The sequence below is a fragment of the Serratia inhibens genome (assembly GCF_003591175.1).
Taxonomy (GTDB): Bacteria; Pseudomonadota; Gammaproteobacteria; order Enterobacterales; family Enterobacteriaceae; genus Serratia; species Serratia inhibens.
On the sequence record NZ_QYYG01000006.1, the window covers coordinates 51,556 to 73,524 of the forward strand.

Annotated in this window: 26 protein-coding genes and 1 other RNA gene; 9 read left to right on the plus strand and 18 right to left on the minus strand. The window is 53.9% G+C overall.

Features of this window, described 5'->3' with window-relative positions; all coding sequences use genetic code 11:
- Window positions 1-125: 125 nt before the first annotated feature.
- The 10 genes from D4100_RS17755 to D4100_RS17800 all read right to left on the minus strand — a co-directional run bounded on the left by D4100_RS17755 (window position 126) and on the right by D4100_RS17800 (window position 6,792).
- Window positions 126-914, minus strand: coding sequence for a carboxymuconolactone decarboxylase family protein (locus D4100_RS17755; RefSeq protein ID WP_119804898.1), 789 nt, complete (start codon window positions 912-914; stop codon window positions 126-128).
- 41 nt (window positions 915-955) lie between these two features.
- Window positions 956-1,675 carry an antibiotic biosynthesis monooxygenase gene (locus D4100_RS17760; RefSeq protein ID WP_119804899.1) on the minus strand — a complete coding sequence of 240 codons (720 nt, stop codon included), beginning with the start codon at window positions 1,673-1,675 and terminating at the stop codon, window positions 956-958.
- Between the two features lie 54 nt (window positions 1,676-1,729).
- A complete protein-coding gene (locus tag D4100_RS17765; RefSeq protein WP_006318503.1) occupies window positions 1,730-1,855 on the minus strand; it encodes a hypothetical protein in 126 nt (41 codons plus the stop codon).
- A gap of 83 nt (window positions 1,856-1,938) precedes the next feature.
- On the minus strand, window positions 1,939-2,316 hold the full coding sequence (locus D4100_RS17770; RefSeq protein ID WP_119804900.1) for a DUF1330 domain-containing protein: 378 nt from the start codon (window positions 2,314-2,316) through the stop codon (window positions 1,939-1,941).
- Between the two features lie 123 nt (window positions 2,317-2,439).
- A complete protein-coding gene (locus tag D4100_RS17775) occupies window positions 2,440-2,736 on the minus strand; it encodes a YciI family protein (RefSeq protein WP_119804901.1) in 297 nt (98 codons plus the stop codon).
- A gap of 14 nt (window positions 2,737-2,750) precedes the next feature.
- Window positions 2,751-3,326, minus strand: coding sequence for an NAD(P)H-dependent oxidoreductase (locus D4100_RS17780; RefSeq protein ID WP_006318500.1), 576 nt, complete (start codon window positions 3,324-3,326; stop codon window positions 2,751-2,753).
- Window positions 3,327-3,474: 148 nt separating this feature from the next.
- Entirely contained in the window at window positions 3,475-4,509 is a 1,035-nt protein-coding gene (locus D4100_RS17785) for an amidohydrolase family protein (protein ID WP_119804902.1), read from the minus strand.
- 224 nt (window positions 4,510-4,733) lie between these two features.
- Window positions 4,734-5,681: an aldo/keto reductase gene (locus D4100_RS17790; protein ID WP_119804903.1), complete on the minus strand. Its 948-nt coding sequence runs from the start codon at window positions 5,679-5,681 to the stop codon at window positions 4,734-4,736.
- 101 nt (window positions 5,682-5,782) lie between these two features.
- Entirely contained in the window at window positions 5,783-6,472 is a 690-nt protein-coding gene (locus D4100_RS17795) for a type 1 glutamine amidotransferase domain-containing protein (RefSeq protein ID WP_119804904.1), read from the minus strand.
- Entirely contained in the window at window positions 6,469-6,792 is a 324-nt protein-coding gene (locus tag D4100_RS17800; RefSeq protein WP_006318495.1) for a hypothetical protein, read from the minus strand. The genes D4100_RS17795 and D4100_RS17800 overlap by 4 nt, the downstream gene beginning before the upstream one ends.
- Window positions 6,793-6,933: 141 nt before the next feature.
- Here D4100_RS17800 and D4100_RS17805 point away from each other — a divergent pair, with 141 nt between their 5' ends.
- The gene (locus tag D4100_RS17805) at window positions 6,934-7,833 is read left to right on the plus strand and encodes a LysR family transcriptional regulator (RefSeq protein WP_119804905.1); all 900 of its coding nucleotides are present in this window, start codon (window positions 6,934-6,936) and stop codon (window positions 7,831-7,833) included.
- Window positions 7,834-8,106: 273 nt separating this feature from the next.
- Here D4100_RS17805 and ssrA read toward each other — a convergent pair.
- Window positions 8,107-8,487: a transfer-messenger RNA gene (ssrA, locus tag D4100_RS17810) on the minus strand.
- A gap of 49 nt (window positions 8,488-8,536) precedes the next feature.
- Window positions 8,537-9,019: an SsrA-binding protein SmpB gene (gene smpB / locus D4100_RS17815; protein ID WP_004953643.1), complete on the minus strand. Its 483-nt coding sequence runs from the start codon at window positions 9,017-9,019 to the stop codon at window positions 8,537-8,539.
- 161 nt (window positions 9,020-9,180) lie between these two features.
- On the opposite strand from smpB, the gene D4100_RS17820 reads away from it, so the two are divergent.
- On the plus strand, window positions 9,181-9,615 hold the full coding sequence (locus tag D4100_RS17820) for a type II toxin-antitoxin system RatA family toxin (RefSeq protein WP_004953639.1): 435 nt from the start codon (window positions 9,181-9,183) through the stop codon (window positions 9,613-9,615).
- The gene (locus D4100_RS17825) at window positions 9,608-9,892 is read left to right on the plus strand and encodes an RnfH family protein (protein ID WP_119804906.1); all 285 of its coding nucleotides are present in this window, start codon (window positions 9,608-9,610) and stop codon (window positions 9,890-9,892) included. The genes D4100_RS17820 and D4100_RS17825 overlap by 8 nt, the downstream gene beginning before the upstream one ends.
- A gap of 115 nt (window positions 9,893-10,007) precedes the next feature.
- Here the strand turns inward: D4100_RS17825 and bamE are convergent, their stop codons facing one another.
- The 3 genes from bamE to nadK all read right to left on the minus strand — a co-directional run bounded on the left by bamE (window position 10,008) and on the right by nadK (window position 13,211).
- Window positions 10,008-10,346 carry an outer membrane protein assembly factor BamE gene (gene bamE / locus D4100_RS17830; RefSeq protein WP_004953634.1) on the minus strand — a complete coding sequence of 113 codons (339 nt, stop codon included), beginning with the start codon at window positions 10,344-10,346 and terminating at the stop codon, window positions 10,008-10,010.
- 238 nt (window positions 10,347-10,584) lie between these two features.
- On the minus strand, window positions 10,585-12,246 hold the full coding sequence (gene recN / locus D4100_RS17840; protein ID WP_006318489.1) for a DNA repair protein RecN: 1,662 nt from the start codon (window positions 12,244-12,246) through the stop codon (window positions 10,585-10,587).
- Between the two features lie 86 nt (window positions 12,247-12,332).
- Window positions 12,333-13,211 (minus strand): NAD(+) kinase, encoded by an 879-nt coding sequence (gene nadK / locus D4100_RS17845; protein WP_004953629.1) that lies wholly within the window; start codon window positions 13,209-13,211, stop codon window positions 12,333-12,335.
- Window positions 13,212-13,335: 124 nt separating this feature from the next.
- Between nadK and grpE the strand changes: the two genes are divergently transcribed.
- Entirely contained in the window at window positions 13,336-13,908 is a 573-nt protein-coding gene (grpE, locus tag D4100_RS17855) for a nucleotide exchange factor GrpE (protein WP_119804908.1), read from the plus strand.
- A 51-nt stretch (window positions 13,909-13,959) separates the two neighbouring features.
- Here the strand turns inward: grpE and ung are convergent, their stop codons facing one another.
- Window positions 13,960-14,643 carry a uracil-DNA glycosylase gene (gene ung / locus D4100_RS17860; RefSeq protein WP_006318485.1) on the minus strand — a complete coding sequence of 228 codons (684 nt, stop codon included), beginning with the start codon at window positions 14,641-14,643 and terminating at the stop codon, window positions 13,960-13,962.
- Window positions 14,644-14,989: 346 nt separating this feature from the next.
- Here ung and grcA point away from each other — a divergent pair, with 346 nt between their 5' ends.
- From grcA to D4100_RS17875, 3 genes are all read left to right on the plus strand, one after another.
- Window positions 14,990-15,373: an autonomous glycyl radical cofactor GrcA gene (gene grcA / locus D4100_RS17865; protein ID WP_006318476.1), complete on the plus strand. Its 384-nt coding sequence runs from the start codon at window positions 14,990-14,992 to the stop codon at window positions 15,371-15,373.
- A 187-nt stretch (window positions 15,374-15,560) separates the two neighbouring features.
- A complete protein-coding gene (locus D4100_RS17870) occupies window positions 15,561-16,508 on the plus strand; it encodes a Tle-like phospholipase domain-containing protein (protein WP_119804909.1) in 948 nt (315 codons plus the stop codon).
- Window positions 16,501-17,256: an ankyrin repeat domain-containing protein gene (locus D4100_RS17875; RefSeq protein ID WP_119804910.1), complete on the plus strand. Its 756-nt coding sequence runs from the start codon at window positions 16,501-16,503 to the stop codon at window positions 17,254-17,256. The genes D4100_RS17870 and D4100_RS17875 overlap by 8 nt, the downstream gene beginning before the upstream one ends.
- Before the next feature lie 60 nt (window positions 17,257-17,316).
- On the opposite strand, the gene srmB is transcribed toward D4100_RS17875, so the two are convergent.
- Window positions 17,317-18,642, minus strand: coding sequence for an ATP-dependent RNA helicase SrmB (gene srmB / locus D4100_RS17880; protein ID WP_006318472.1), 1,326 nt, complete (start codon window positions 18,640-18,642; stop codon window positions 17,317-17,319).
- Window positions 18,643-18,741: 99 nt separating this feature from the next.
- On the opposite strand from srmB, the gene trmN reads away from it, so the two are divergent.
- A complete protein-coding gene (gene trmN / locus D4100_RS17885) occupies window positions 18,742-19,524 on the plus strand; it encodes a tRNA(1)(Val) (adenine(37)-N(6))-methyltransferase TrmN (RefSeq protein WP_119804911.1) in 783 nt (260 codons plus the stop codon).
- A 28-nt stretch (window positions 19,525-19,552) separates the two neighbouring features.
- Here the strand turns inward: trmN and nadB are convergent, their stop codons facing one another.
- Window positions 19,553-21,154 carry an L-aspartate oxidase gene (gene nadB / locus D4100_RS17890; protein ID WP_006318470.1) on the minus strand — a complete coding sequence of 534 codons (1,602 nt, stop codon included), beginning with the start codon at window positions 21,152-21,154 and terminating at the stop codon, window positions 19,553-19,555.
- A 214-nt stretch (window positions 21,155-21,368) separates the two neighbouring features.
- On the opposite strand from nadB, the gene rpoE reads away from it, so the two are divergent.
- Window positions 21,369-21,944, plus strand: a complete 576-nt coding sequence (rpoE, locus tag D4100_RS17895; protein WP_004929136.1) for an RNA polymerase sigma factor RpoE — start codon at window positions 21,369-21,371, stop codon at window positions 21,942-21,944.
- Window positions 21,945-21,969 lie beyond the last annotated feature (25 nt).

Sequence of the window (21,969 nt, forward strand, 5' to 3'; positions counted from 1 at the left end):
GAGGGAGATGAGAGCGATTTGGATGCCTCTCTTGCTTGCGAAGCCATCCTATAACGCCGTGATGACAGTTTCTGGCACCATTCGTCGGGCTCTTTTTGCACCGCCAATCCAGGGCGCTCTACCCTTTATCGGGTGCGTAGCACTTCGCCGACTACCGGTGCTGCTGAAAAGGCATTTGGCCAGCCGGCATAGAAAGCGCAATGGGTCACAATTTCCCCCGCTTCTTCGGCGGTCAATCCGTTATCCATCGCCCGGTTAAGGTGGTAACCGATTTGCGCGCTCTGCCCCGATGCTATCAGCGCGCTTACCGTCACCAGACTCCTGTCCCGGGGCTTAAGTGCCGGTCTCTGCCAAAGATCGAGAAAGAGAGGGGCGGTGGTGAATTTGACCAGCCCGGGGGAAATTGGCGCGACATTTTTTTCCACCGTTGCTGAACGCTGCCGTTCGGCATCCTGATTAAGCGGCAGAAGCGCAGGAGAGGCTTCGGCTAACTGTTCTGCAGTGACGCCACGCTCCTGAAAAACACCTTTAGTGACTGCGATAGCCGACATCGCGTTTGGCCATCCGGAATAGAACGCAAGGTGCGTGATAATTTCCGATACTTCGGCCGGCGTGACGCCACTGTCGAGAGCAACCCCGACATAGTGCTTCAGCTCGGTGGGCTGGTTCCTGGCAATCAGAATGGCCAGGGTAACGATGCTGCGGTCACGTTGCGAAAGTTCGTCACGTTTCCAAAGGTCGTCCGTAATGGCTTCGCTACCGAAGCGGGCCAGCGCCGGAGAAACGGATTGGATATCGGCAACTGAAAGGCCCGATGGGTTAATTTTCAACATGGCTTCACCTCTTTTTTCTTCTGCATCCGCGAAATCTGCAAGTACCAGCGACATCACTACAGCGGCAACAATCTCTTTCATCGCAAACCTCATTGATCATCTCATCGACGGGATCTCAGGCGTTAATCATCAAACTGCATGGCGCCTTTATTTCTGAGAAAAACGGGCACGACAGGGATTGATTCCTTCGCGGTTGTCATTTCTGAGGTTTGCTCTATATACCCCCGGAAGTGCGGTGTCTGCCTGTGCCGTTGATAATCAGCTTCGCTGGCGTAAATTTCATAGAAGTACCAGCGATTCTCATTTTTCGCATCGGTTGCGGCATACATAGCCAGCACGCCATCTTCAAGCTTCAGGGAGTCAGACATTTCCGCGAGGACGATATTTTTGAAGGCCTGTTGGTGCTCGGGTTTTACATCGACAATTACCAGGTTATTTATCGTTCTCTCGTTTTGTACTATTCGCTTATCGCCAAGGAATTGCGGTGTGACATCTGTTTTGCTTTTTTTATCTGTGATTTCAGGAGCACGCTCAATAAACGCCTGGTACTGCTCTGAATCTAAATGTTTTTTATAGGCCTCTTTTCCGGCGTAGATTTCAATCATGTACGCCTGGTTTAGATCATCCTTGCGTTTGAGCGAGTACATTGCCAAGGTGCCACTTTCAGTCTCAACGGAAGAGGAAATATTGCTTCTGGCGACTTCATCATACTGCCGGCTTTTCCCCGCCTTGATGCCAAGTTCGAAAATGTTCATAACGGTTTTATCCAGCGGAGTTGCGCTGGTGGCAAATGCGGGGCTACCAAACAGCAGGCAGAGTGTCATGGTGATGATGTTTTTCACAAAATTCCTTTATTTTATAGTTGGTTATGGGGTGAGTGGTGGTTATTTTCACTTTCACCGTTCAATAAACTGGTGCTGATATTCCGGCAACTTACCGCTGCTGGCGTTATTGAATGCCAGCGGCAGGAGGTAAGTCATACCGGCATGAAGGGCGCTGACTGGCATCAGAAAAGTAAGCATGATGATTTACGTACGTTAATCCACTTCATTCACTTCTCCTTTAGCCGAACGGTCGAATTGACTAACACGAACTATTGAGGCGACTAAGGTTTATCAGGTTCCTGGACAGGCAAACCTTCAACAATATAAGTGCGGGAATTCCCTGAGCGATGACGTATCGGTATGATATTTTGATACTCAGGGGAGTTGTACCAGTCCTGAGCCTGTTTCAGACTGTCAAACTTAATAATGACCAGTCTGCCCTGGGCACCAAATCCCTCCTTAATATTGGGCTGCCCCCCGCGAACGATAAAGCGTCCACCGTAGGGCCTGAAGGTAGACTCGACCTGAGCACTGTAAGGTTTTATCGCTTCTCGGTCAGTAGGCTGAAATTCTGCAACATAATAGGCCGGTGTCACCGCCAGTGCGGATGAAACGCCGGTAAATGCGATCAGGAAAGCCAGTATGATTTTTCGTATCATAGAGCTATGCGGAGACGTCGTCGGGCCGCCAGAACTCATGCACTTTATGCAAATACGGGATACCCATAAGTCGCTTTTACCCAATGGCGTGTACTGCATCGTATATTCACCCCTCAAAATTATTTATGATTTCTGAAACTGGTGTAAGTTTTCCGCAATCATTTTTGGTGAAAATTCACTTACCTCATAGGTAGCCAGATTAGGGTAATAAACGTCCTCGCCAAGAATGGCCAGAAGCTCATCGCGATTTTCTACATTGGCAATAATGACTCCAGATCGTGCTCTGTCGGAATAAGGCCCTACGACCACAAATGCCCCCGTGGAAAAATGGTGTTTAAACCATTGCGCATGACGAGCAAAGAGGGATTCATGCTGCTCAGGAGAAATCACATCTTTTACCGTAATATTGATGATGAACAATTAATGCCTCTCTTTTATACAGCCAGTTTCAATTCTGGGGATAAGGATTCCAACAGCGCGATCAGTCGTGAGGCATGCTCTTTAGCCATTGTTTTCTGTTGCGCTATTTTATTTTCATCCCTGTCGGCATAACTGATACCACAGGTATACACCGGCATTTGCAAATCCAGATTGCAAAGTCTGGCGGTGGTTTCAAACTGGGCAAGGTAATTTTCAAGGCTATGGCCAAAAAATCCTTCCGATGAATAGAGCGCTTGCGGTGCGCCGGTGGTAAACGAAAGAATAAGTTTTTTACCGCCAAGTTTTGCCGTTGAACCATGGGCGAACCCGTGGACAAAAACCTCATCCAGCCATAATTTCATCACGCCCGGGAGTGAATACCAGGAGAATGGAAATTGCCAGACGATCACATCAGCTTTCAGCAGGCTTTCCTGCTCGGCTTTTACATTGATTCTGTTGTCCGGATAGAGCCAGTCCAGGCGGCGAATTTCAGCCTCTGGCAATGCCAGGGCTATCTCATCCAGGATAGTCGCGTTACCAATTGACTCGTTAAGATTCGGGTGTCCGGAAATAATCAGGATATTTTTCATTTTCAATAGATTAAAAGTTAATTGTTTAATAGGTCTCCAGTATAGATTGACCGTATTCTGTTTTTTAGGGTATTAATAGCTCAATAACTTTTAGCCAAAAGCTAATAATAATCCTGATTGAATCAAGGCTTCCGCAAAGCCTTTTTTATCAAGACGTTAATCCCAGTAACCGCTCAGCATTGCGGAAGGCTATCGCTTCTTTCGCCTCTTCGGGAACAGGCAAACTTTGGATAAATGCCTTCACGCCATCCAGCGTCTGGTAGGGATAATCAACAGAAAAAAGGATCCGCTCGGCCCCCAACAGCGCATAGATAAACTGAAAATGCGGCAGCGTCAGCATTCCTGATGGCGTCACATACACCTGCTCCCGAAAGGTCTGCGTAATGGTGTGTCGTAACCCCGTAGCGGCCTGGGGGAGACTATCGTCCAGACGCTGTAACCAGAATGGCAGCATCTCTCCCCAGTGACCGCTTATGACCTGCAGGTTCGGATATTTATCAAAGGCCCCGGACAGGATTAACCGCAGCAGATGAATGCCCGCTTCGTGATGCCAGCCCCAGGCAAACATCGATAGCCTGGCGGTAACTTCATCACTGAAGCCGCTGTAATAAGCCTGTTGTACGCTGCGAACGGGAAGCCCCGGATGGAGATAGAGCGGGACGCCAAGAGCGTTAAAGCGGGCCAGCAACCCGTCGTAATCCGGATGGTCGAGAAAATGGGTTGATGGCCTGCCGTTTAGCAGAGCGCCTTTAAAACCCAACTCTTTAACCGCTCGCTCAAGTTCTTTTTCTGCCGAATCGGGCTGAGCCCATGGAAGCGTGGCGAATGCGGCAAAGCGGTCTGGATGAGCGTTAACCGCGCTAGCGAGGCGGTCGTTAGCCGCGCGGTTCAAATCCACCACATCAGCAGCCGATGCCAGGTGTGGAAATCCTCCAACCGAAAGAACCTGCATGGTGATACCGGCCTCGTCCATATCGCCCAGACGCCCGCGACCAATGTCTGCACCCTTAACGTTAATCAGGTCGTTTTTTTCAATTTGGGGGCGACTTCGGTCGGGAAGATTGCCGTCAGTAATCGTTTTGCCCCAGTCGCTCAGAAACGGCGCCTGCGCAAGTGCAGCCGGCATGGATGCCATAACCAGCGCTTTATCCAGAGTATGTTCTTCAAGGCAAATGATTTTCATCGCTTTTGATTTCCGCTCAGTGTTTTGACATGGGGGAACAGCCGTAGAACAAGGGAGAATGCTTGAAATGGCGATGCCTGCCAGAACGCGGAGTCCCATCTTGAGGACATTGCGACGCCCGGTCGAACATACTGATTTCAACACTGCACTCCCTTTCATTACCTATCCAGACTGCTTGAAGCCGCCAGAAAAGGGGGACCCGGCGACATGCTTCGAGTCCCTCGCTAGATCATGGATTTCTCCCATGCCCCCCGCGTATCAACTCCCGCTTCTTTAGCAAGGCGTTCCAGCGTTGCCATTTCCTCCGCGCCAAGCTGAATGTCTGCGGCCCCGGCGGCGTCCTGAACATGGTGAACCTTGGTCGCACCAATGATCGGCAGGGTGCCTTTCGCAATGGCCCACGCGATGGCAACCTGCGCAACGCTGGCGTTTCTGGCATCTCCCATCACCTTCATCGCCGCGGTTAAGTTTTCTAGCTGCGGCAGAACCCGGTTATAGGTTTCAGCACGCCCACTGCCGGCGGGCATGGGATTTTGCGAGTTGTAACGGCCGCTCAAGGCTCCCTGCTCCAGCACCATATAGGCAAAAAAGGTGATGTCGTTTTTATGGCAATAGTCGAGGATCCCGGCGTCTTCCGATGAACGGTAGAGCAAGCTGTAGTGATTTTGAACTGCGCTCACAGAGAAACCGGCCTGTTTCAGGATTTCATTTGCACGCTTTATTTGTTCCAGGCTGTGATTGGATACGCCAACCTGTTTAACCCGGCCGCTCTGTAAAAGCGGAATAAGGCCCGGTGTCCATTTCTCCACGTCTGAAGGATTATGGATCCAGTAGATATCAATCTCCTTCACGCCCAGGCGCTCGAGACTCGCTTCAAGCATGGCGCTCACGGGCTCAGCCGACGCCTTGTCGGCAATCTGCGGGGTAAACTTGGTCGATAGAATTATCTCTTCACGCGGGTACTGACGGACTAACTTACCCAGCGCTGTTTCGGAGCTCCCCATTCCGTAGACGGCGGCGGTATCCCACAGATTAAGCCCTTTATCCATGGCTTTGCTGAATACCTCTGCCATCTGCCGGTCGGAAAGGTGATTGCCGAATACGGTATCTCCACCTGCAAATCCTGCACCCCAGGACCAGGTTCCCAACGCTATTTTTGGCAGTTTTTTCATTACGTCCTCCTGGAAAGGGCCGGAGAAATGACTTCCGCCTGGCCCAAATGAAGGTTTAACACGTTGAACAGAATAACGGTGCCGGCGCGCTGTGCCCGCCGTTAGATTTTCTGGTGCAGCGCGTCCACCAACGCCACGCCAACGCCGTGCGCTGAGGCAGGGTTCTGACCGGTGATCAGGCGACCATCCGTCACCACATTCTCAGACCAGTTGGGTGCTTCATGATGAAGTGCGCCGTGCTCCCGCAGGGCGGTTTCCAACAAATAGGGGACCACAGCCGTTGCCTGAACTTCGTCTTCTTCTTTATTGGTGAAGGCTGCCAGGTTCTTCCCTTTCACCAGGTATTCACCATTGCTGAGTTTCGCGTCAACCAGCGCGGCCGGGCCATGGCAGACTGCCGACACTATCCCGCCGCTTTCGTATACCTCTCTGATAATGCGCTGCGCATCCGGGCTGTCGCGGTAGTCCCACATGGTGCCGTGCCCGCCGGCAAAAAAGACCGCGGAATAATCGGCCCCGTTCAGCGCAGATAAAGGCGGCGTGGTGGCGAGGCGATGCTGGAAATCGGTCTCGTTCCAGAACCAGGCGTTAACGGGATCGCTGAGGTCGAAACCGTCAACCGGCGGCTGGCCTCCACGAATGCTGGCAATCACTGTTGGGATCCCCGCATCTTCCAGCACTTTCAGGGGATGAGTGAGCTCTGCCATGAAAAAACCGGTAGGCACGCCGGAAACGCCTTTTATCGGATGGCTGGTGACGACGCACAGCACGGGTTTGCGGTCTGATTTCATTTCATCGTTCCCTCTGGCTGATTTTTGAACTCCCCGGCAAACAAGTGTTCCCAATTGGTAAATGACCCCAAAGGGATACATTCGAAGGTGAGCAGACCGGCTTTTGCCAACGGAAAATCGGCCATCACCACCCGGGCTTTTTCCACCGAGTCACATTCAAGAAAAATCGCTACACCGGGCCGATCCTGTCGAAAATAAATATCCCGGATGCTGCCGGATTTATATAAACCCCAGGTATGTAACGCTTCTGAAGTCAGATGCGGAGCGTATTTTTCCAGCGTGGCGCCGGAAGCGGGAATATCCAAACACAAAATTCGCATTTCAGTCTCCTGAGCTTAGCTACTAAGGGGGCACTGGAAAAAGTATAAGCTCGCGATTTTGATAAGATTAGGCCCTTATTGACTTAAGGATATTTAGCCTGTAGTTAATAATCAGTGGGCCATTTGCTTCAGGAAGACGTGATGAATAACGTGATTTACAACCAGATACGCATCTTTCAGAGCATTGCCCGGGAAGGCAATATTTCGGCTGCGGCCAGGAAGCTCGAGATTACACCTCCCTCCGTCAGTAAGGCACTTAAGCTGCTTGAACAACACATCGGTCACCCTCTTTTTGTCCGTACGACAAGGCGGATTGAACTGACGGAAGCTGGGCAACAGCTGTTGGAGCAAACTGCAGCGGCAGTGGACTCGCTTGAAAAGTCGCTGGAAAACATCCGTGACCAGAACCAGGAACCTTCCGGCCTGGTCCGGATTACGCTCTCCCGCTTCGCTTATCTGCTCATACTCAAACCGGCTATGGCGGCCTTTTGCCGGCAATATCCCGGCATCAAACTTGAAGTTTCGGTTTACGACGGTACCGTCAATATTATCGATGACCGCTTTGATCTGGGGATACGCTTCGGCGATATTCTTGAAGGCGGAGTGGTGGCTCGCCAGTTGATGAAGCCGTTTAGGGAAGGGCTGTATGCGTCATCGGCCTATCTGGAGGCGTTCGGTACGCCCACTACGCCGGCAGATCTCCATCAGCACAATCTTATCGGCTATAGATTCATTACCAATAACCGCATCCTTCCGCTGATTCTGGATCACAAAGGGGAACAGCTAACCGTTGAGATGCCTGGCCAGTTAATCAGCAACGATATTGACGTTATGGCCGATGGAATACGTAACGGACTGGGGATCGGAAGGTTGTTCGAACCCATTCACAGGCTACAGCCCGACAAAGAGACATTTATTCCCGTGATGGAGAATTACTGGAAAACATACCCAGCCGTTTATCTCTATTACCCGAAAAATGCGGGCAAGACCAAAAGAGTGAAGACATTGATTGATTTTTTAATTGAAAGAAAAGCCGTTTAATGAATATTGCTCATCTAAACCTCGTACATGAGCGACACTCTTTATGCCTGGGTTTTTATCGAATTGACTGTTTGTACAGGGATTAGGCCCCTCGCGAAGAAAGACACTGGAGTGAAAGGCCACGAGGTGCACCCGGTTTCGCAACGTAGACCAATAAATCCCAGGCTGAAGGGGATATCCCTGGAGTACGACAGACACAAAAAAGCCCGCAACTCAGTTGCGGGCTTTCTCGCTATTATCACCGGATCTATCTGGTATCACCGGCGACCTATTTGGTGGAGCTGGGGGGATTTGAACCCCCGTCCGGAATTACTACACCGTCGGCACTACATGCTTAGTCCAATCATTACATTCGCCGGTCAGCTGCGGATGGACACGCCACTAACAAACTAGCCTGATTGGGTTTAACGCTTCAGCCCCAGGCAGGACATCCACGCGATCTCTTTTGGGTTTGACCTCTCTTGATCCCCGTCCTAAGAGCGGAGGCTAGGGAGAGAGGGAATCTTCAGTTTCTTAGGCTGATTAAGCTGCTAAAGCAGCAGATTCGAATTGCGAGTCGTTTGCAATTATTTTTTTTGCGGCTTTTTACGAGGCCAACCGCCCCTCGGCATGCTCCTAAGGCCTCACAATCCCGTCGAATCCAGAATCAGCCCCAAGTAACTTTGTTCAGTATACCAGAAGTTTAAGCCGTTAAGCCAGAGGCTTATCGGTTGGCATGCTTCATGATACGGGATTTCGCCGTCTGCCATTCACGATCTTTGATGTCATCGCGTTTATCGTGTTCTTTCTTGCCTTTGGCTACGCCGATCTTGATCTTGGCCCAGGCATTTTTCCAATACATGGACAAGGCAACCACGGTGTAGCCGTCGCGGTTTACGCGGCCGAGCAGTGAGTCCAGCTCACGTTTTTTCAGCAGCAATTTACGGGTACGTGTCGGATCGCATACCACATGCGACGAAGCTACGTTAAGCGGTGAGACGGTGGCCCCAAACAGATAGGCTTCACCATCGCGGAAGGTCACGTAGCTGTCGCTAATGTTGGCTTTGCCGGCACGCAGCGATTTTACTTCCCACCCTTGCAGCGACAGGCCCGCCTCGAACTCTTCTTCAATGAAGTATTCGAAACGCGCTCGCTTGTTCTGCGCAATGGTGGCGGAACCGGGTTTGTGTGCTTTTTTCTTTGTCATAGTTTGTTCATTATACTGGATGATTCGACGAAAGAAATCCTTTACCGCTCAGCACCTGCGCAATTTTTCGCATTTTTGGCCCTCGCGTTGCATAGCAGATTTTTTGTTTGCCGATAGATAAATGGTATTATCTGTATGTTTTGTGTCTCACAGGAAATGATATGCCCCAGATCAGTCGGTCTGCGTTAGTGCCGTTCAGCGCCGAGCAGATGTATCAGTTGGTTAACGATGTTCACTCTTACCCCGATTTTCTGCCAGGTTGCACCGGCAGCCGGGTGATTGACGCGTCCAACAATCAAATGACCGCCGCGGTTGACGTTGCCAAAGCCGGTATCAGCAAAACCTTCACTACGCGCAACACGCTGCAGGATAACCAGAGCATCAATATGCAACTGGTTGATGGTCCGTTCCGCAAGCTGATGGGGGGCTGGCAGTTTACGCCGCTGAGCCCGGAAGCCTGTAAGGTTGAGCTGCACCTGGATTTTGAATTTACCAATAAACTGATCGAACTGGCGTTCGGCAAGGTGTTCAAAGAGCTGGCCGGTAACATGGTGCAGGCTTTCACCCAGCGGGCGAAAGAGGTTTACAGTGTCTGATATTCAGGTGGAGGTGGTTTACGCCTTGCCGGAGCGTCAGTATCTGCGCAAAGTTACGCTGGCGGAAGGCAGCAGCGTTGAGCAGGCCATTACGGCCTCCGGGTTGCTGGAGCTGCGTAGTGACATTGACTTGCAGAGCAATAAGCTGGGCATCTACAGCCGCCCGGCCAAGCTGGGTGATGTGCTAAACGATGGCGACCGGGTAGAAATTTATCGCCCCCTGATTGCCGACCCTAAAGAACTGCGTCGGCAACGGGCAGAGAAAGCAAAAAAATAAGGCGCTGAATGCGCCTTATTTTTTTATCAGAATTTTATCTTCCGAGTTGCAGCCTGTTACTGTCATGAAGAACCTGAATCGCCCCTCACGGGCCGGACGATAGCTCCTGCGCTGATTACTTGGTCAGCGCCGGTTTGTTCTGAATATCGGTCAACACGCCCGCGCTATCAAAGGTCAGCGTCAGGGTTTGCTGGGTGATATCTTCATGGCCAGGTTGCTGGCGGAATACATAGAACCACGTCTGAGTACCGAACGGATCCTGTAACATTGGGGTACCCAATGTATAAGCGACCTGTTGCTGGGTCATACCTTTTTGGATTTTAGCCACGTCGGTCGACGTCAGGTAGTTCCCTTGGTTGATGTCAGGCCGATAAACCACCTTCTCAAAAGTAGAACAGCCTGCAGTCAGCATCACAAGAACCACAGCGGCAGCAGCCAGCGTTTTACAGCGCATAGTAATCACATTCCTTTAGGGCATAGGATGCCGATGATAATAGACCTTGCAGCAGTTGGAAACCTTTATACCCTTCATCTTTCAAGTTGCTGCTGCGATTGCTTCGCTCTCGTCCCCCAGGCGCTTAGCTGACTAAGCGCCTGGGGGATGGGGCGGTTGTCGCCTTGCCGCACCTTGAAATCTGCCAGGTAAACAGCGCCAGAGTCAGACCTCAGAAAAGTGAAAAAGTTGAGCTTTTTTATGCGGCCAGCAGTTCTTTTGCGTTTGCCAATGTGTTGCGGGTGACTTCGCTGCCGCCAAGAAGGCGCGCCAGCTCTTGCAGGCGGGCGCGTTTATCCAGCGGCGACATCTGCGTTTCGGTTTCCGTGCCGTCGGTCTGTTTGCTGACAAACAGATGCTGATGACCGCATCCCGCGACCTGCGGCAGGTGGGTGACGCACATCACCTGCGTTGACTCCCCGAGCTGGCGAAGCAGGCGGCCCACGATGGCGGCGGTCGGGCCGCTGATACCGACGTCCACTTCGTCGAAAATCAGCGCCGGGGTTTCCATCTTGCGGGCAGTGATGACCTGAATGGCCAGCGCGATGCGTGACAATTCGCCGCCGGACGCCACTTTGGCCAGCGCCTGTAGCGGTTGGCCCGGGTTGGTGGATACGCAGAACTCGGTGCGGCTTGCCCCTTCGGCGCTCAAATATTGGGGCTCGAAGCGCACATCGATGTTGAATTTGCCGTGTGGCATCGAGAGCGCCTGCATGCTGTCGGTAATCAGCGTGGTCAGTTCGGCGGCGTAATGCCGGCGTTTCTGGTGCAGTTGATCCGCCAGAACCAGCGCCTGCTGATGGTGCAGGGCGACCGCTTCGTTAAGGTGCTCGTGGTCGCTTTCCTGTTGCGACAGCAGTTGTTGCTCATCCAGCAACTGCTGGTGTAGCTGCGGCAGTTCCTCTGGCGCCACGTGATGTTTACGCGCCAGGTTGATTTGCCGCGACAGGCGCTGTTCCAGTTCATGCAGGCGGTTGGGATCGAGATCCATGCGATCGGCATAGTGGCGCAGTTCATCGCTGGCCTCGCTGATCTGGATTGAGGCTTCTTCCAGCATGTTCAACAGTTCGCCGAGTTTTTCATCCATGCCGACCAGTTCGACCAGCAAGTGTTTGGCGGTGTAGAGCTGGCTGAGCATGTTGTGTTCTTCGTCATCGGCCAGCAATTGCAGCGTTTGCTGGCTAAGGGTCAGCAACTGGCCGCTGTTGGCCAGGCGCTTGTATTCCGAGTCTGTTTGTTCAAATTCACCGGCCTGCGGAGCGAACTCATTCAGCTCTTTCAACTGGTATTGCAGCAGCTGTTTGCGCGCGTCACGCTCGAGGGACTGTTGTTGGTGGTGCGCCAGTTCGCGGCAGCTTTGGTGCCAGCGCTGGTAAGCTTGTTGCATTTGCGCCAGCAGGGCGGGTTCATCTGCATAGGCGTCCAGCAGCTGTTTTTGATGGTCGGGTTTGAGCAGCAACTGATGGGCATGCTGGCCGTGGATTTGAATCAGGCGTTGGCCAAGTTCGCGCAGTTGCGAAAGCGGCACGGCGGTGCCATTGATAAAGCCACGCGAGCGGCCGTCTGCGTTGATCACCCGGCGCAGCAAGCACTCATTGCTGTCGTCCAGTTGATTCTGCTCAAGCCATTGGCGGGCTGAGGGAGTATCCGCCAGCGAGAAGCGCGCGCAGATATCGGCACGGGCGGCCCCCAGACGCACCACATTACCGTCGGCGCGATTGCCGAGGCACAGGCCCAGCGCGTCGATGGCGATGGATTTGCCGGCGCCGGTTTCACCGGTAATCGCCGTCATACCCGGTTGAAAATCAATCTCCAACTCACGAACGATAGCAAAATTGCTGATGGTCAATTGCGCCAGCATGGGAACCTTCCTGTGTATAAACACATAACTGTAGTTTCATACAGTATAGACTGGTTTTATATACAGTAAAGTGGCTGGCGACGTTTTTAGAACAATTTTTTTGACCAGCCGAGCTTTGTGCTTAACGTATTGAAATAGCTGTAGTCCTTTGGATGAATAAGATTCAAATGGAAATCACTGCGGCGTATCAATACCTCTTCGCCTTCCTGGATAGGCAGCGCGATCTGGCTGTCGCAGCTGATTTCCAGATCGCTGCCGATCTGCGAAAACTTCAGCCGAATGGTGCTGTTGCCGTTGATCACCAGCGGGCGGGCGGAAAGGGTGTGCGGGAACATCGGCACCAGCGCAATGGCCTCCAGCGAAGGCGTCAGGATCGGCCCGCCGGCGGAGAGCGAGTAGGCGGTCGAACCGGTCGGCGTGGCGATAATCAGCCCGTCGGAACGCTGCGAGAAGGCGAAACGATCGTCGATGTACACTTCGAATTCGATCATGTGCGCCACTTTGCCGGGGTGCAGCACCACTTCGTTGATGGCGGTACTGATGCGGCACTGCTGGTTCTCTTTGTGCACGATGGTTTCCAGCAGGAAGCGCTGTTCATCGATGTATTCGCCTTCCAGCACGTCGGCCAATTGCTGCAGCGCGTTGTCAGGGTCGAGATCGGTCAAAAATCCGAGATTACCGCGGTTTACGCCGATCACTTTAATATCGTAACGCGCCAGCACGCGCGCCGCGCCGAGCATATTGCCGTCACCGCCGACCACCACGGCCAGATCGGCTTTCTGGCCAATGTCTGCCAGGCTGCCGGTCACGACGTCTTTCAAGCCCAAATCCTGGGCTATCTGCCGTTCGAGCATCACCGAGTAGCCTCGGGCGACCAACCAGTGAAACAACATCTCATGCGTTGCCAGCGCTGAAGGGTGGCGCGGGTGACCCACAATGCCAATACAGGCGAATTTCTTATTCATTGCTGTGATTTTCCTCACCGGGACGAGTTTATGCCCCACATTGTGACCGGTTGACTTGAAACCCCGGTTTTGATCCCCATAATAAGCCAAGTTGCGAGATTAATGCTAAAACGCGGAGATATTCATGAGTAGTAAAGAACAGAAGACGCCAAACGAGCAAGTCTCGGAAGAAATGGACCAGCAGGAAGTCTTGCCGGAAGTGGCTGAGGGCGTCGATCTGCGGGATGCGCGCATTGCCGAGCTGGAAGCTCAACTGGCTGAATCCCAGCAGCATGAACGCGACAGCCTGCTACGCGCCAAAGCGGAAATGGAAAACGTTCGCCGCCGTACTGAGCTGGATATCGAGAAAGCGCACAAATTTGCGCTGGAGAAATTCGCAGGCGACCTGCTGCCGGTGATTGATAACCTGGAGCGTGCGCTGGATCTGGCGGATAAAAACAATCCGGAACTGACGGCAATGATCGAAGGCATCGAACTGACGCTGAAATCCTTGCAAGACGCAGTGAGCAAGTACGGTATCGAAATCGTTGGCGACATTAACGTGCCGTTCAACCCGGACGTGCACCAGGCGATGAGCCTGATGGAGTCTACCGATCACCAGCCGAACCACGTAATGATGGTGATGCAGAAAGGCTATACGCTGAATGGCCGCCTGCTGCGCCCGGCGATGGTTGCGGTTTCCAAAGCCAAGGCTTAAGCGGAATTAAGTAAAGAAAAGGCACCTGAGGGTGCCTTTTTTGCGTCTGAGTTATGCCTGCGGCAGTTGCGGCAGCCAGTCGATAGGTTTCAGCCCCTGTTGTTCCAGCAGTTGATTGGCCTGCGAGAAATGGCGACAGCCGAGGAAGCCGCGGTGGGCCGAGAGCGGCGAAGGATGTGGCGCTTTCAGCACGTGGTGGCGCTTGCTGTCGATAATGTTGCCTTTCTTCTGGGCATGCGAGCCCCACAGCAGAAACACCACGCCTTCGCGGTTGTCGTTCAGTGCGGCGATCACTCTATCCGTAAAGGTTTCCCAACCCAGTTTGGCGTGAGAATGTGCCTGGCCGCGTTCAACGGTCAATACCGTGTTCAGCAGCAGTACCCCCTGTTCTGCCCAGCTTTGCAGGCAGCCGTGGCTTGGCCGCTCAAAGCCCGGAATATCCGTCGCCAATTCTTTATACATGTTCACCAGCGAAGGGGGAGCCGGCACGCCGGGCAGCACCGAGAAAGACAGGCCGTGAGCCTGATTCGGGCCGTGATAGGGATCCTGGCCAAGTATTACCACTTTTACGTCCGCCAGTTCGGTATAGCGGAAGGCATTGAACACGTCTTTTTGTGGTGGATAAATGGTCTTACCGGCCTGGCGTTCAGCGGCAACAAAGGCAAGCGTTTCATGGAAATAGGGTTGCTCTTTTTCCTTGCCGATGACGTCATGCCAGGTGAGAGGGGTGGACATAAACGCTCTCCTTTGTTTTCGTTAACAATTCACTGACCATAGCTTACCGTTTAGCGTCATCCAGTGAAACCCGCTTTTGTCATCGAGCGACCTGTCCTGGTGCAAGGTTTCTTTAAAATTCACACAAATAATTGCTCACGACGGAAAAGAGAAAATTGACCTAAAACATAAACTTGTCCCTTCACTATGTATGGGTTATCGATAAGGATTGATTTTAATCAAAGAATTGCCCCTGACGGACTGGTATACAGAACAATAAGACAACAATGGTTTTACCAAATGGCCGAAACCAACATTGAATTTTCTCACGAAAGAGAATTTTTCGTCCTTGTACGGAGGCAACAAAATGATTACTGGTATTCAAATCACTAAAGCGAACGACCAGGCGCTGGTGAACTCTTTCTGGCTACTGAATGACGAAACTTCAGAAGCCCGCTGCGTTTGCGCTAAAGCCAACTATGTCGAAGATCAGGTTGTGCCGGTCAACGACCTGGGCCAGATCGAGTACCGTGAAGTGCCGTTGGAAATGCAGCCAACCGTGCGTGTAGAGGGTGGCCAACACCTGAACGTGAACGTACTGCGCCGCGAGACGCTGGAAGATGCGGTCAAGCATCCGGAAAAATACCCGCAGCTGACCATTCGCGTATCCGGTTATGCCGTGCGCTTCAACTCGCTGACGCCAGAACAGCAACGTGACGTAATCGCACGTACCTTTACTGCAAGCCTGTAATTACCGGCGCAGTCACTGAGGGAGCTTCGGCTCCCTTTTTTATTGCTCGCCGGCCAGTAAAGTGAATCCGGATCACATTCCTCGCAAAGATAATCGTCTGCATTACAGAACTGCTCCGACCTGCCGATAGCTACTCTGGCACCCGCATTGGGTGCGGCATTGATAAGTCTATCGACAAGGAGTCGGCATGAGTATGTCTTTGAGTTTTACCTCTGCGGTTAACCCTGCGGCCATTCAACCCCCTGTAGCGCGAGCGGCACTGCAACCGGCGAGTTCACCGCAACCCGCTGAATCACCTGCGGCAACGCTTTCATCGAACAGCCTGAATGCCCGCAACCTGCTGAACACATTGGTGAGCGATATGTCGGCTGCCGCGCCGGCCGCCACGCAGCAGGGGATAACCCGCGGTCAGCAATCTCAACAGGGAGATTATACGCTCGCATTGCTGGCGAAAGACGTTTACAGCCTGAATGGCCAGGGTGTGGAAGGGTTCAGCCGCCTGAGCGACAGCGCTTTGCTCGGTGCGGGTATTGACCCCGCCAGCCTGCATGATGCGGCATCGGGTTTTCAGGCCGGTATCTATAGCGACAATCAACAGTATGTTTTGGCCTTTGCCGGCACCAATGATATGCGCGATTGGCTGAGCAATGTGCGGCAGGCGACCGGTTATGATGACGTGCAGTACAATCAGGCAGTCGCGGTGGCTAAAGGCGCCAAGGCGGCGTTTGGCGCTGCGCTGGTGATTGCCGGCCATTCGCTCGGCGGTGGGCTGGCGGCAACGGCGGCACTGGCGACCGGGACGGTGGCGGTTACTTTCAACGCGGCAGGCGTTTCCGACTATACGTTGAACCGTATAGGCATCGATCCGGCGGCGGCTAAGCAGGATGCGCAAGCCGGTGGTATTCGCCGCTACAGCGAACAATACGATATGCTGACCGGGACACAGGAGTCTACTTCGCTGATCCCGGATGCCATCGGGCATAAAATTACCCTGGCCAATAACGATACTCTGAGTGGCATTGACGACTGGCGGCCGAGCAAGCATGCGGATCGCAGCTTGACCGCGCACGGCATTGATAAGGTCATCAGTTCGATGGCGGAGCAAAAACCGTGGGAGATGAAGGCCAATGCCTGAAAGGCGTCGGGTTCGGCAGACGTTGATTATCGCCGTGCTGGCGCTGATAGCGCTTGCCGGTTTGCTGATTATGGCTAAGGAACAACAGATGAATCAGTCTATCTCCCCGTTCAGCGGGCGCGGTAATCAGGCGTTGGCGCTGGCGGTGATGCGCGGTGATACGCAGAGCATTGCCGAACAGGCAACGCAGCAGCGCTTGAGCGAGCAGGGCGACCTCAAGGTTACGCTGCCTCAATGGGCGATTTTGTCGCAGCAACCGCAAAGCCTGAGCTCGCTGCTGGCGCTGGGGGCCGATGCCACAGTGTCGGGGCTGGAGGGCAACAGCGTGCTGCATACCGCCGCAACGGTGCAGGATCCGCAGTATTTGCGGCTGCTGCTGGCGCATGGCGTGCCGGTTAACCTGCGCAATGCGGTGACCGACGCGACGCCGCTGTCCGCTGCGGTACTGGCGGGGCGCGAGGAGCAATTGCGGCTGCTGCTGGCTGCCGGTGCGGATACCACATTAAGCGATAGGTTGGGGGACTCGCCTTTGCACGTGGCGGCGAAAATCAATGCGCCGCAGTTGGTGTTGATGTTGCTGCAGGCGGGCGCGGACGGCAAAGCCCGTAACCGGCAAGGCGTGACCTTCCAGTTCTATTTCTCACTGACGCCTGCACACCTGCAGAGTGAAGAGATGCGCGATGGTTATCGGCAACTGGATGCCTGGCTGAAAAACCATCACCAGGCGACGCATTACGCACAGCCGTAATTGGGGCATAAAAAAACGCCTTCGGGTGAGTGAAGGCGTTTTTTATTCACGGCTGCAGCATTACTTCGCGCCGCTGCTCTCAGGTTTGGCCTTTGGTTGGCGGCGTTTGCCAACGTTTTTCGCATCGCGATGACGGACTTTCACCTTGGCTTTTTCTTTGTTCTTTTCTTTGTCTTCTGCGCGCTTGGCCAGCACCTTCTTCGAAGGTTTGCCGTTGCTCTTTTCGCTCGGCACTTTGGTTGACGGACGCAGCTCATCGATCACCCGCGCTTTCAGCGGTTCGTTCAGATAACGACCCACTTTGCCCAACAGCAGGTGGTCGTGCGCCTCAACCAGCGAAATCGCGGTACCTTTGCGGCCAGCGCGGCCGGTGCGGCCGATGCGGTGCAGATAGGTGTCCGCGGTACGCGGCATGTCGAAGTTGAACACGTGGGTGATATCCAGGATATCCAGACCACGGGCAGCGACGTCGGTGGCGACCAGCACGTTGACGCGGCCGTCCATCATGCGTTTTACCGCCTCGTTGCGCTTGGCCTGCACCATTTCGCCTTCGAGGTAGCAAGTGTTGATGCCTGCCTCGCGCAGCCAGGCCGCCAACTCGTGCACGCGCTCGCGTTTACGGACGAAGATCACGGATTTCAGCACGTCCGGCTGTTGCAGCAAATGCACCAGCAAGGCGGTTTTATGTTGCACGTCGTCGGCACGGTAGTACCACTGCAGGATCTTTTTGCGCTCGCGGCGTGAAGGGTCAGCTTCAACTTCCACCGGTTCTTTCAGAATACGTTCGGCGAATTCGCGGATAGCGTCGCCTTCCAGCGTCGCGGAGAACAGCAAAGTCTGGTTGCGCCAGCGGGTTTCTGCGGAGATGGTTTCGATATCCTGCGCGAAGCCCATGTCCAGCATGCGGTCGGCTTCATCGAGGATCAGCGTTTCTACCGCGCGGCAGTCGAAGTTTTCTTCTTTGATGTACTGCAGCAGACGACCGGTGGTGGCGACCACCACGTCCTGGTTTTCGCTGAAGACTTCCGCGTGGTTCATATAGGCGACGCCGCCGGTAATGGTGGCGATATCCAGCGAAGTATGGGCAGCCAGTTCACGTGCCTGGTCGGCTACCTGCATCGCCAGTTCGCGCGTCGGGGTGAGGATCAGTACGCGCGGTGGGCCGGACTTCTTGCGTGGAAAGTCCAGCAGATGCTGCAATACCGGCAGCAAAAATGCGGCGGTCTTGCCGGTGCCGGTTGGCGCCGAACCCAATACGTCGCGCCCATCCATCGCAGGTGGGATAGCCTCGGCTTGAATGGCGGTCGGGCGTTCGTAGCCTTTATCGCGCAGGGCTTTTATCAGGCGTTCATCGAGATCGAGTTCGGAAAAATTGGTTGCTGTCATGGTCTACCTCTACTTGGGGCGCCGATTATAGACGGGTTGGCCGCGTTCTTCACCTATTTAAGCGGAAAGCATCTCTTTTCCCACAAATCAGATTGCCTTATGCTACGCCAGTTTTGTATCCAGGTGGTTATTGTGAGCAATCAATCGAAAGCAAATTTTACCCCGCGTCGCGGTGGTTTTACCTTCAAACAATTTTTTGTTGCTCACGATCGTTGCGCAATGAAAGTGGGCACCGACGGCGTGCTGCTCGGCGCCTGGGCGCCGCTGGCGCAAGCGCGGCGGGTGCTGGATATCGGCAGCGGCAGCGGGCTGATTGCGCTGATGCTGGCGCAAAGATCGGCCGATAATGTGTTGATCGATGCGGTGGAGTTGGACGAGGCCGCCGCCGAACAAGCGCGTGACAACGTGCTGGAATCCCCCTGGCCGCAGCGCATTCGGGTACATGCGCAGGATATTCACCATTTTGCCCGGCATCATGCGGGTGAGTATGATCTGATCGTCAGCAACCCGCCGTATTTCGAGCCGGCGGTCGCCTGCCGCGATCAGGCGCGCCACAATGCACGTTATACCGAAACCCTGACCCACGATGCCTTGCTGGTAAGCGCTGAGCAACTGATCGCTGAGCGGGGCGCTTTTTGCGTGGTGCTGCCGCATGATATTGGTGAGGAGTTTGAAAGCAATGCGCAACGGCGTGGCTGGCATACTGCACAGCGATTGAACGTCAGCGACCGTGCCGATACGCCGCTGCACCGGGTGTTGTTGGTGCTGACGCGTCAGCCGGTCGAAGAAAAGGCAGAACAAAGCCTGGCGATTAAACAGACCGACGGCAGTTACACCGATGATTTCCGTCGCCTGATTACCGATTTTTATCTTTTTTATTGAAGCCGCCAGGGTGCCCTGGCAGCGCCAATCATGGCTGCAGTATGGTCGGCAGCGCTTCCGGCAACATATCCGGATAGTCCAGCGTATAGTGCAGCCCGCGGCTTTCTTTGCGCTCCATGGCGCTGCGGACGATCAGTTCCGCGACCTGCACCAGGTTACGCAGCTCCAGCAGATTGTTGGAAATACGGAAGTTGGCGTAGTACTCATCGATTTCGGCCTGCAGCGTATTGATGCGGCGCAGCGCGCGCTCCAGCCGTTTGGTGGTGCGCACGATGCCGACGTAGTCCCACATAAATAGCCGCAGCTCATGCCAGTTGTGCTGAATCACCACCCGCTCATCCGCATCGTCTACACGGCTTTCATCCCACTGCGGCAACTGTTTCGCCAACTGGATAAACGGCAGGCGCAGCTTGATGTCCTCCGCTGCCGACCAGCCGTAGACCAGGCATTCCAGCAGCGAGTTGGACGCCATGCGATTGGCGCCGTGCAGACCGGTGTAACTGACTTCGCCAATGGCGTAAAGCCCGTCCAGATCGGTACGGCCGTGCTGATCGACCATGACGCCGCCGCAGGTGTAATGCGCGGCGGGCACGATAGGGATCGGTTGTTTTGTCAGATCGAACCCCAGCGTCAGCAATTTTTCATGGATCATCGGGAAGTGCTGGGTAATGAATTCAGCCGGTTTATGGCTGATATCCAGATACATGCAGTCCGCACCCAGGCGTTTCATTTCGTGGTCGATGGCGCGCGCTACAATATCGCGCGGCGCCAGTTCGCCCCGTGGGTCAAAATCGGGCATAAAGCGGCTGCCGTCCGGCCGTTTCAGCCAGGCGCCTTCGCCGCGCAGCGCTTCGGTCAGCAGGAAATTGCGTGCCTGCGGGTGGAACAGGCAGGTCGGGTGGAACTGGTTAAATTCAAGGTTGGCGACCCGACAGCCGGCGCGCCAGGCCATGGCGATACCATCCCCGGACGAGATGTCCGGATTGGTGGTGTACTGATACACCTTGGCTGCTCCGCCGGTGGCCAGCACCACCGTTTTGGCGCGGTAGGTTTCCACCTGCTCCAGCTCGCGGTTCCAGACATAGGCGCCGACCACGCGGCGGGTACCCGGCAGGCCGATTTTGTTCGAGGTGATCAGATCGACTGCGTTACGGCGCTCCATCACGCAAATATTCGGGTGGGTGCTTGCTTTCCCTACCAGGGTGGTCTCTACTTCTTTACCTGTAGCATCGGCGGCATGCAGAATACGGCGGTGGCTGTGTCCTCCCTCACGCGTCAGGTGGTAATGTTCCTCACCCTGAGCATTGACTTCGGTGTCGAACAGTACGCCCTGATCGATCAGCCATTGCACGCAGTGGCGCGCATTGCCGGCGATAAACTCAACGGCGTCCTTGTCACACAGGCCGGCTCCGGCAATCAAAGTGTCATCAACGTGTGAGGCAATGCTGTCCGTCTCATCGAAAACCGCGGCGATCCCGCCTTGGGCATAAAATGTGGCGCCTTCGTTGAGCGGCCCCTTGCTGAGTACAGTAACCTTGCAATGCTGCGCCAGGCGAAGAGCCAGTGACAAGCCCGCGGCGCCGCTGCCGACGATCAAGACATCGCTAACATGTTCAGATGATGGTTGCATAACGTATGATGTGTGCAGAAGAAGAGTGAAATTCATGTTAGCCTAATTGTCCGGGCAAAAGCCACGGATTGAATGACATCAACAGAAAAAACAATGGCGATACGGAACTTCGTGTTCTGTATGAACTCCAAGCGAGTGCTTGCTCAGGAAAATAATGTATGGCTGGCAGTACAATTTTACGCGTGGAGACGGATTTGGGGAGAATTTACCTCGGATGAGCGAGCAGTTAACGGATCAAGTTCTGGTTGAGCGGGTCCAAAAAGGCGATCAGAAATCGTTTAACTTACTGGTAGTGCGTTACCAGCATAAGGTTGCGAGCCTGGTTTCCCGATATGTGCCGCAGGGCGATGTGCCCGATGTGGTGCAGGAGTCGTTCATTAAAGCCTATCGCGCACTGGAATCATTCCGTGGGGATAGCGCTTTCTATACCTGGTTGTATCGAATTGCCGTGAACACGGCAAAGAATTATCTGGTTGCTCAGGGGCGTCGTCCGCCATCCAGCGATGTGGATGCCAACGATGCTGAAAATTACGAAAGTGCGGGCGCACTGAAAGAAATTTCGAACCCTGAGAACTTAATGTTGTCAGAAGAGCTGAGACAGATAGTTTTCCGTACCATTGAGTCTCTCCCCGAGGATCTTCGCATGGCGATTACCCTGCGGGAGCTGGATGGTCTAAGCTACGAAGAGATAGCTGCCATCATGGATTGCCCGGTAGGAACCGTACGTTCGCGTATTTTCCGCGCCAGGGAGGCTATCGATAATAAAGTTCAACCGCTGATTCAACGTTAGCAATGGCGGACACAGGAAGGGTACT

Bases quoted from the DNA above. Each gene is read 5' to 3' on its own strand.
- grcA (WP_006318476.1), top strand. From the start codon at position 14,990: ATGATTACTGGTATTCAAATCACTAAAGCGAACGACCAGGCGCTGGTG.
- D4100_RS17875 (WP_119804910.1), top strand. From the start codon at position 16,501: ATGCCTGAAAGGCGTCGGGTTCGGCAGACGTTGATTATCGCCGTGCTG.
- D4100_RS17870 (WP_119804909.1), top strand. From the start codon at position 15,561: ATGAGTATGTCTTTGAGTTTTACCTCTGCGGTTAACCCTGCGGCCATT.
- nadB (WP_006318470.1), bottom strand. From the start codon at position 21,154: ATGCAACCATCATCTGAACATGTTAGCGATGTCTTGATCGTCGGCAGC.
- D4100_RS17820 (WP_004953639.1), top strand. From the start codon at position 9,181: ATGCCCCAGATCAGTCGGTCTGCGTTAGTGCCGTTCAGCGCCGAGCAG.
- D4100_RS17755 (WP_119804898.1), bottom strand. From the start codon at position 914: ATGAAAGAGATTGTTGCCGCTGTAGTGATGTCGCTGGTACTTGCAGAT.
- bamE (WP_004953634.1), bottom strand. From the start codon at position 10,346: ATGCGCTGTAAAACGCTGGCTGCTGCCGCTGTGGTTCTTGTGATGCTG.
- nadK (WP_004953629.1), bottom strand. From the start codon at position 13,211: ATGAATAAGAAATTCGCCTGTATTGGCATTGTGGGTCACCCGCGCCAC.
- D4100_RS17770 (WP_119804900.1), bottom strand. From the start codon at position 2,316: ATGATACGAAAAATCATACTGGCTTTCCTGATCGCATTTACCGGCGTT.
- ung (WP_006318485.1), bottom strand. From the start codon at position 14,643: ATGTCCACCCCTCTCACCTGGCATGACGTCATCGGCAAGGAAAAAGAG.
- D4100_RS17780 (WP_006318500.1), bottom strand. From the start codon at position 3,326: ATGAAAAATATCCTGATTATTTCCGGACACCCGAATCTTAACGAGTCA.
- D4100_RS17765 (WP_006318503.1), bottom strand. From the start codon at position 1,855: ATGCTTACTTTTCTGATGCCAGTCAGCGCCCTTCATGCCGGTATGACT.
- srmB (WP_006318472.1), bottom strand. From the start codon at position 18,642: ATGACAGCAACCAATTTTTCCGAACTCGATCTCGATGAACGCCTGATA.
- D4100_RS17795 (WP_119804904.1), bottom strand. From the start codon at position 6,472: ATGAAATCAGACCGCAAACCCGTGCTGTGCGTCGTCACCAGCCATCCG.
- D4100_RS17785 (WP_119804902.1), bottom strand. From the start codon at position 4,509: ATGAAAATCATTTGCCTTGAAGAACATACTCTGGATAAAGCGCTGGTT.
- grpE (WP_119804908.1), top strand. From the start codon at position 13,336: ATGAGTAGTAAAGAACAGAAGACGCCAAACGAGCAAGTCTCGGAAGAA.
- trmN (WP_119804911.1), top strand. From the start codon at position 18,742: ATGCTACGCCAGTTTTGTATCCAGGTGGTTATTGTGAGCAATCAATCG.
- D4100_RS17790 (WP_119804903.1), bottom strand. From the start codon at position 5,681: ATGAAAAAACTGCCAAAAATAGCGTTGGGAACCTGGTCCTGGGGTGCA.
- smpB (WP_004953643.1), bottom strand. From the start codon at position 9,019: ATGACAAAGAAAAAAGCACACAAACCCGGTTCCGCCACCATTGCGCAG.
- recN (WP_006318489.1), bottom strand. From the start codon at position 12,246: ATGCTGGCGCAATTGACCATCAGCAATTTTGCTATCGTTCGTGAGTTG.
- rpoE (WP_004929136.1), top strand. From the start codon at position 21,369: ATGAGCGAGCAGTTAACGGATCAAGTTCTGGTTGAGCGGGTCCAAAAA.
- D4100_RS17800 (WP_006318495.1), bottom strand. From the start codon at position 6,792: ATGCGAATTTTGTGTTTGGATATTCCCGCTTCCGGCGCCACGCTGGAA.
- D4100_RS17805 (WP_119804905.1), top strand. From the start codon at position 6,934: ATGAATAACGTGATTTACAACCAGATACGCATCTTTCAGAGCATTGCC.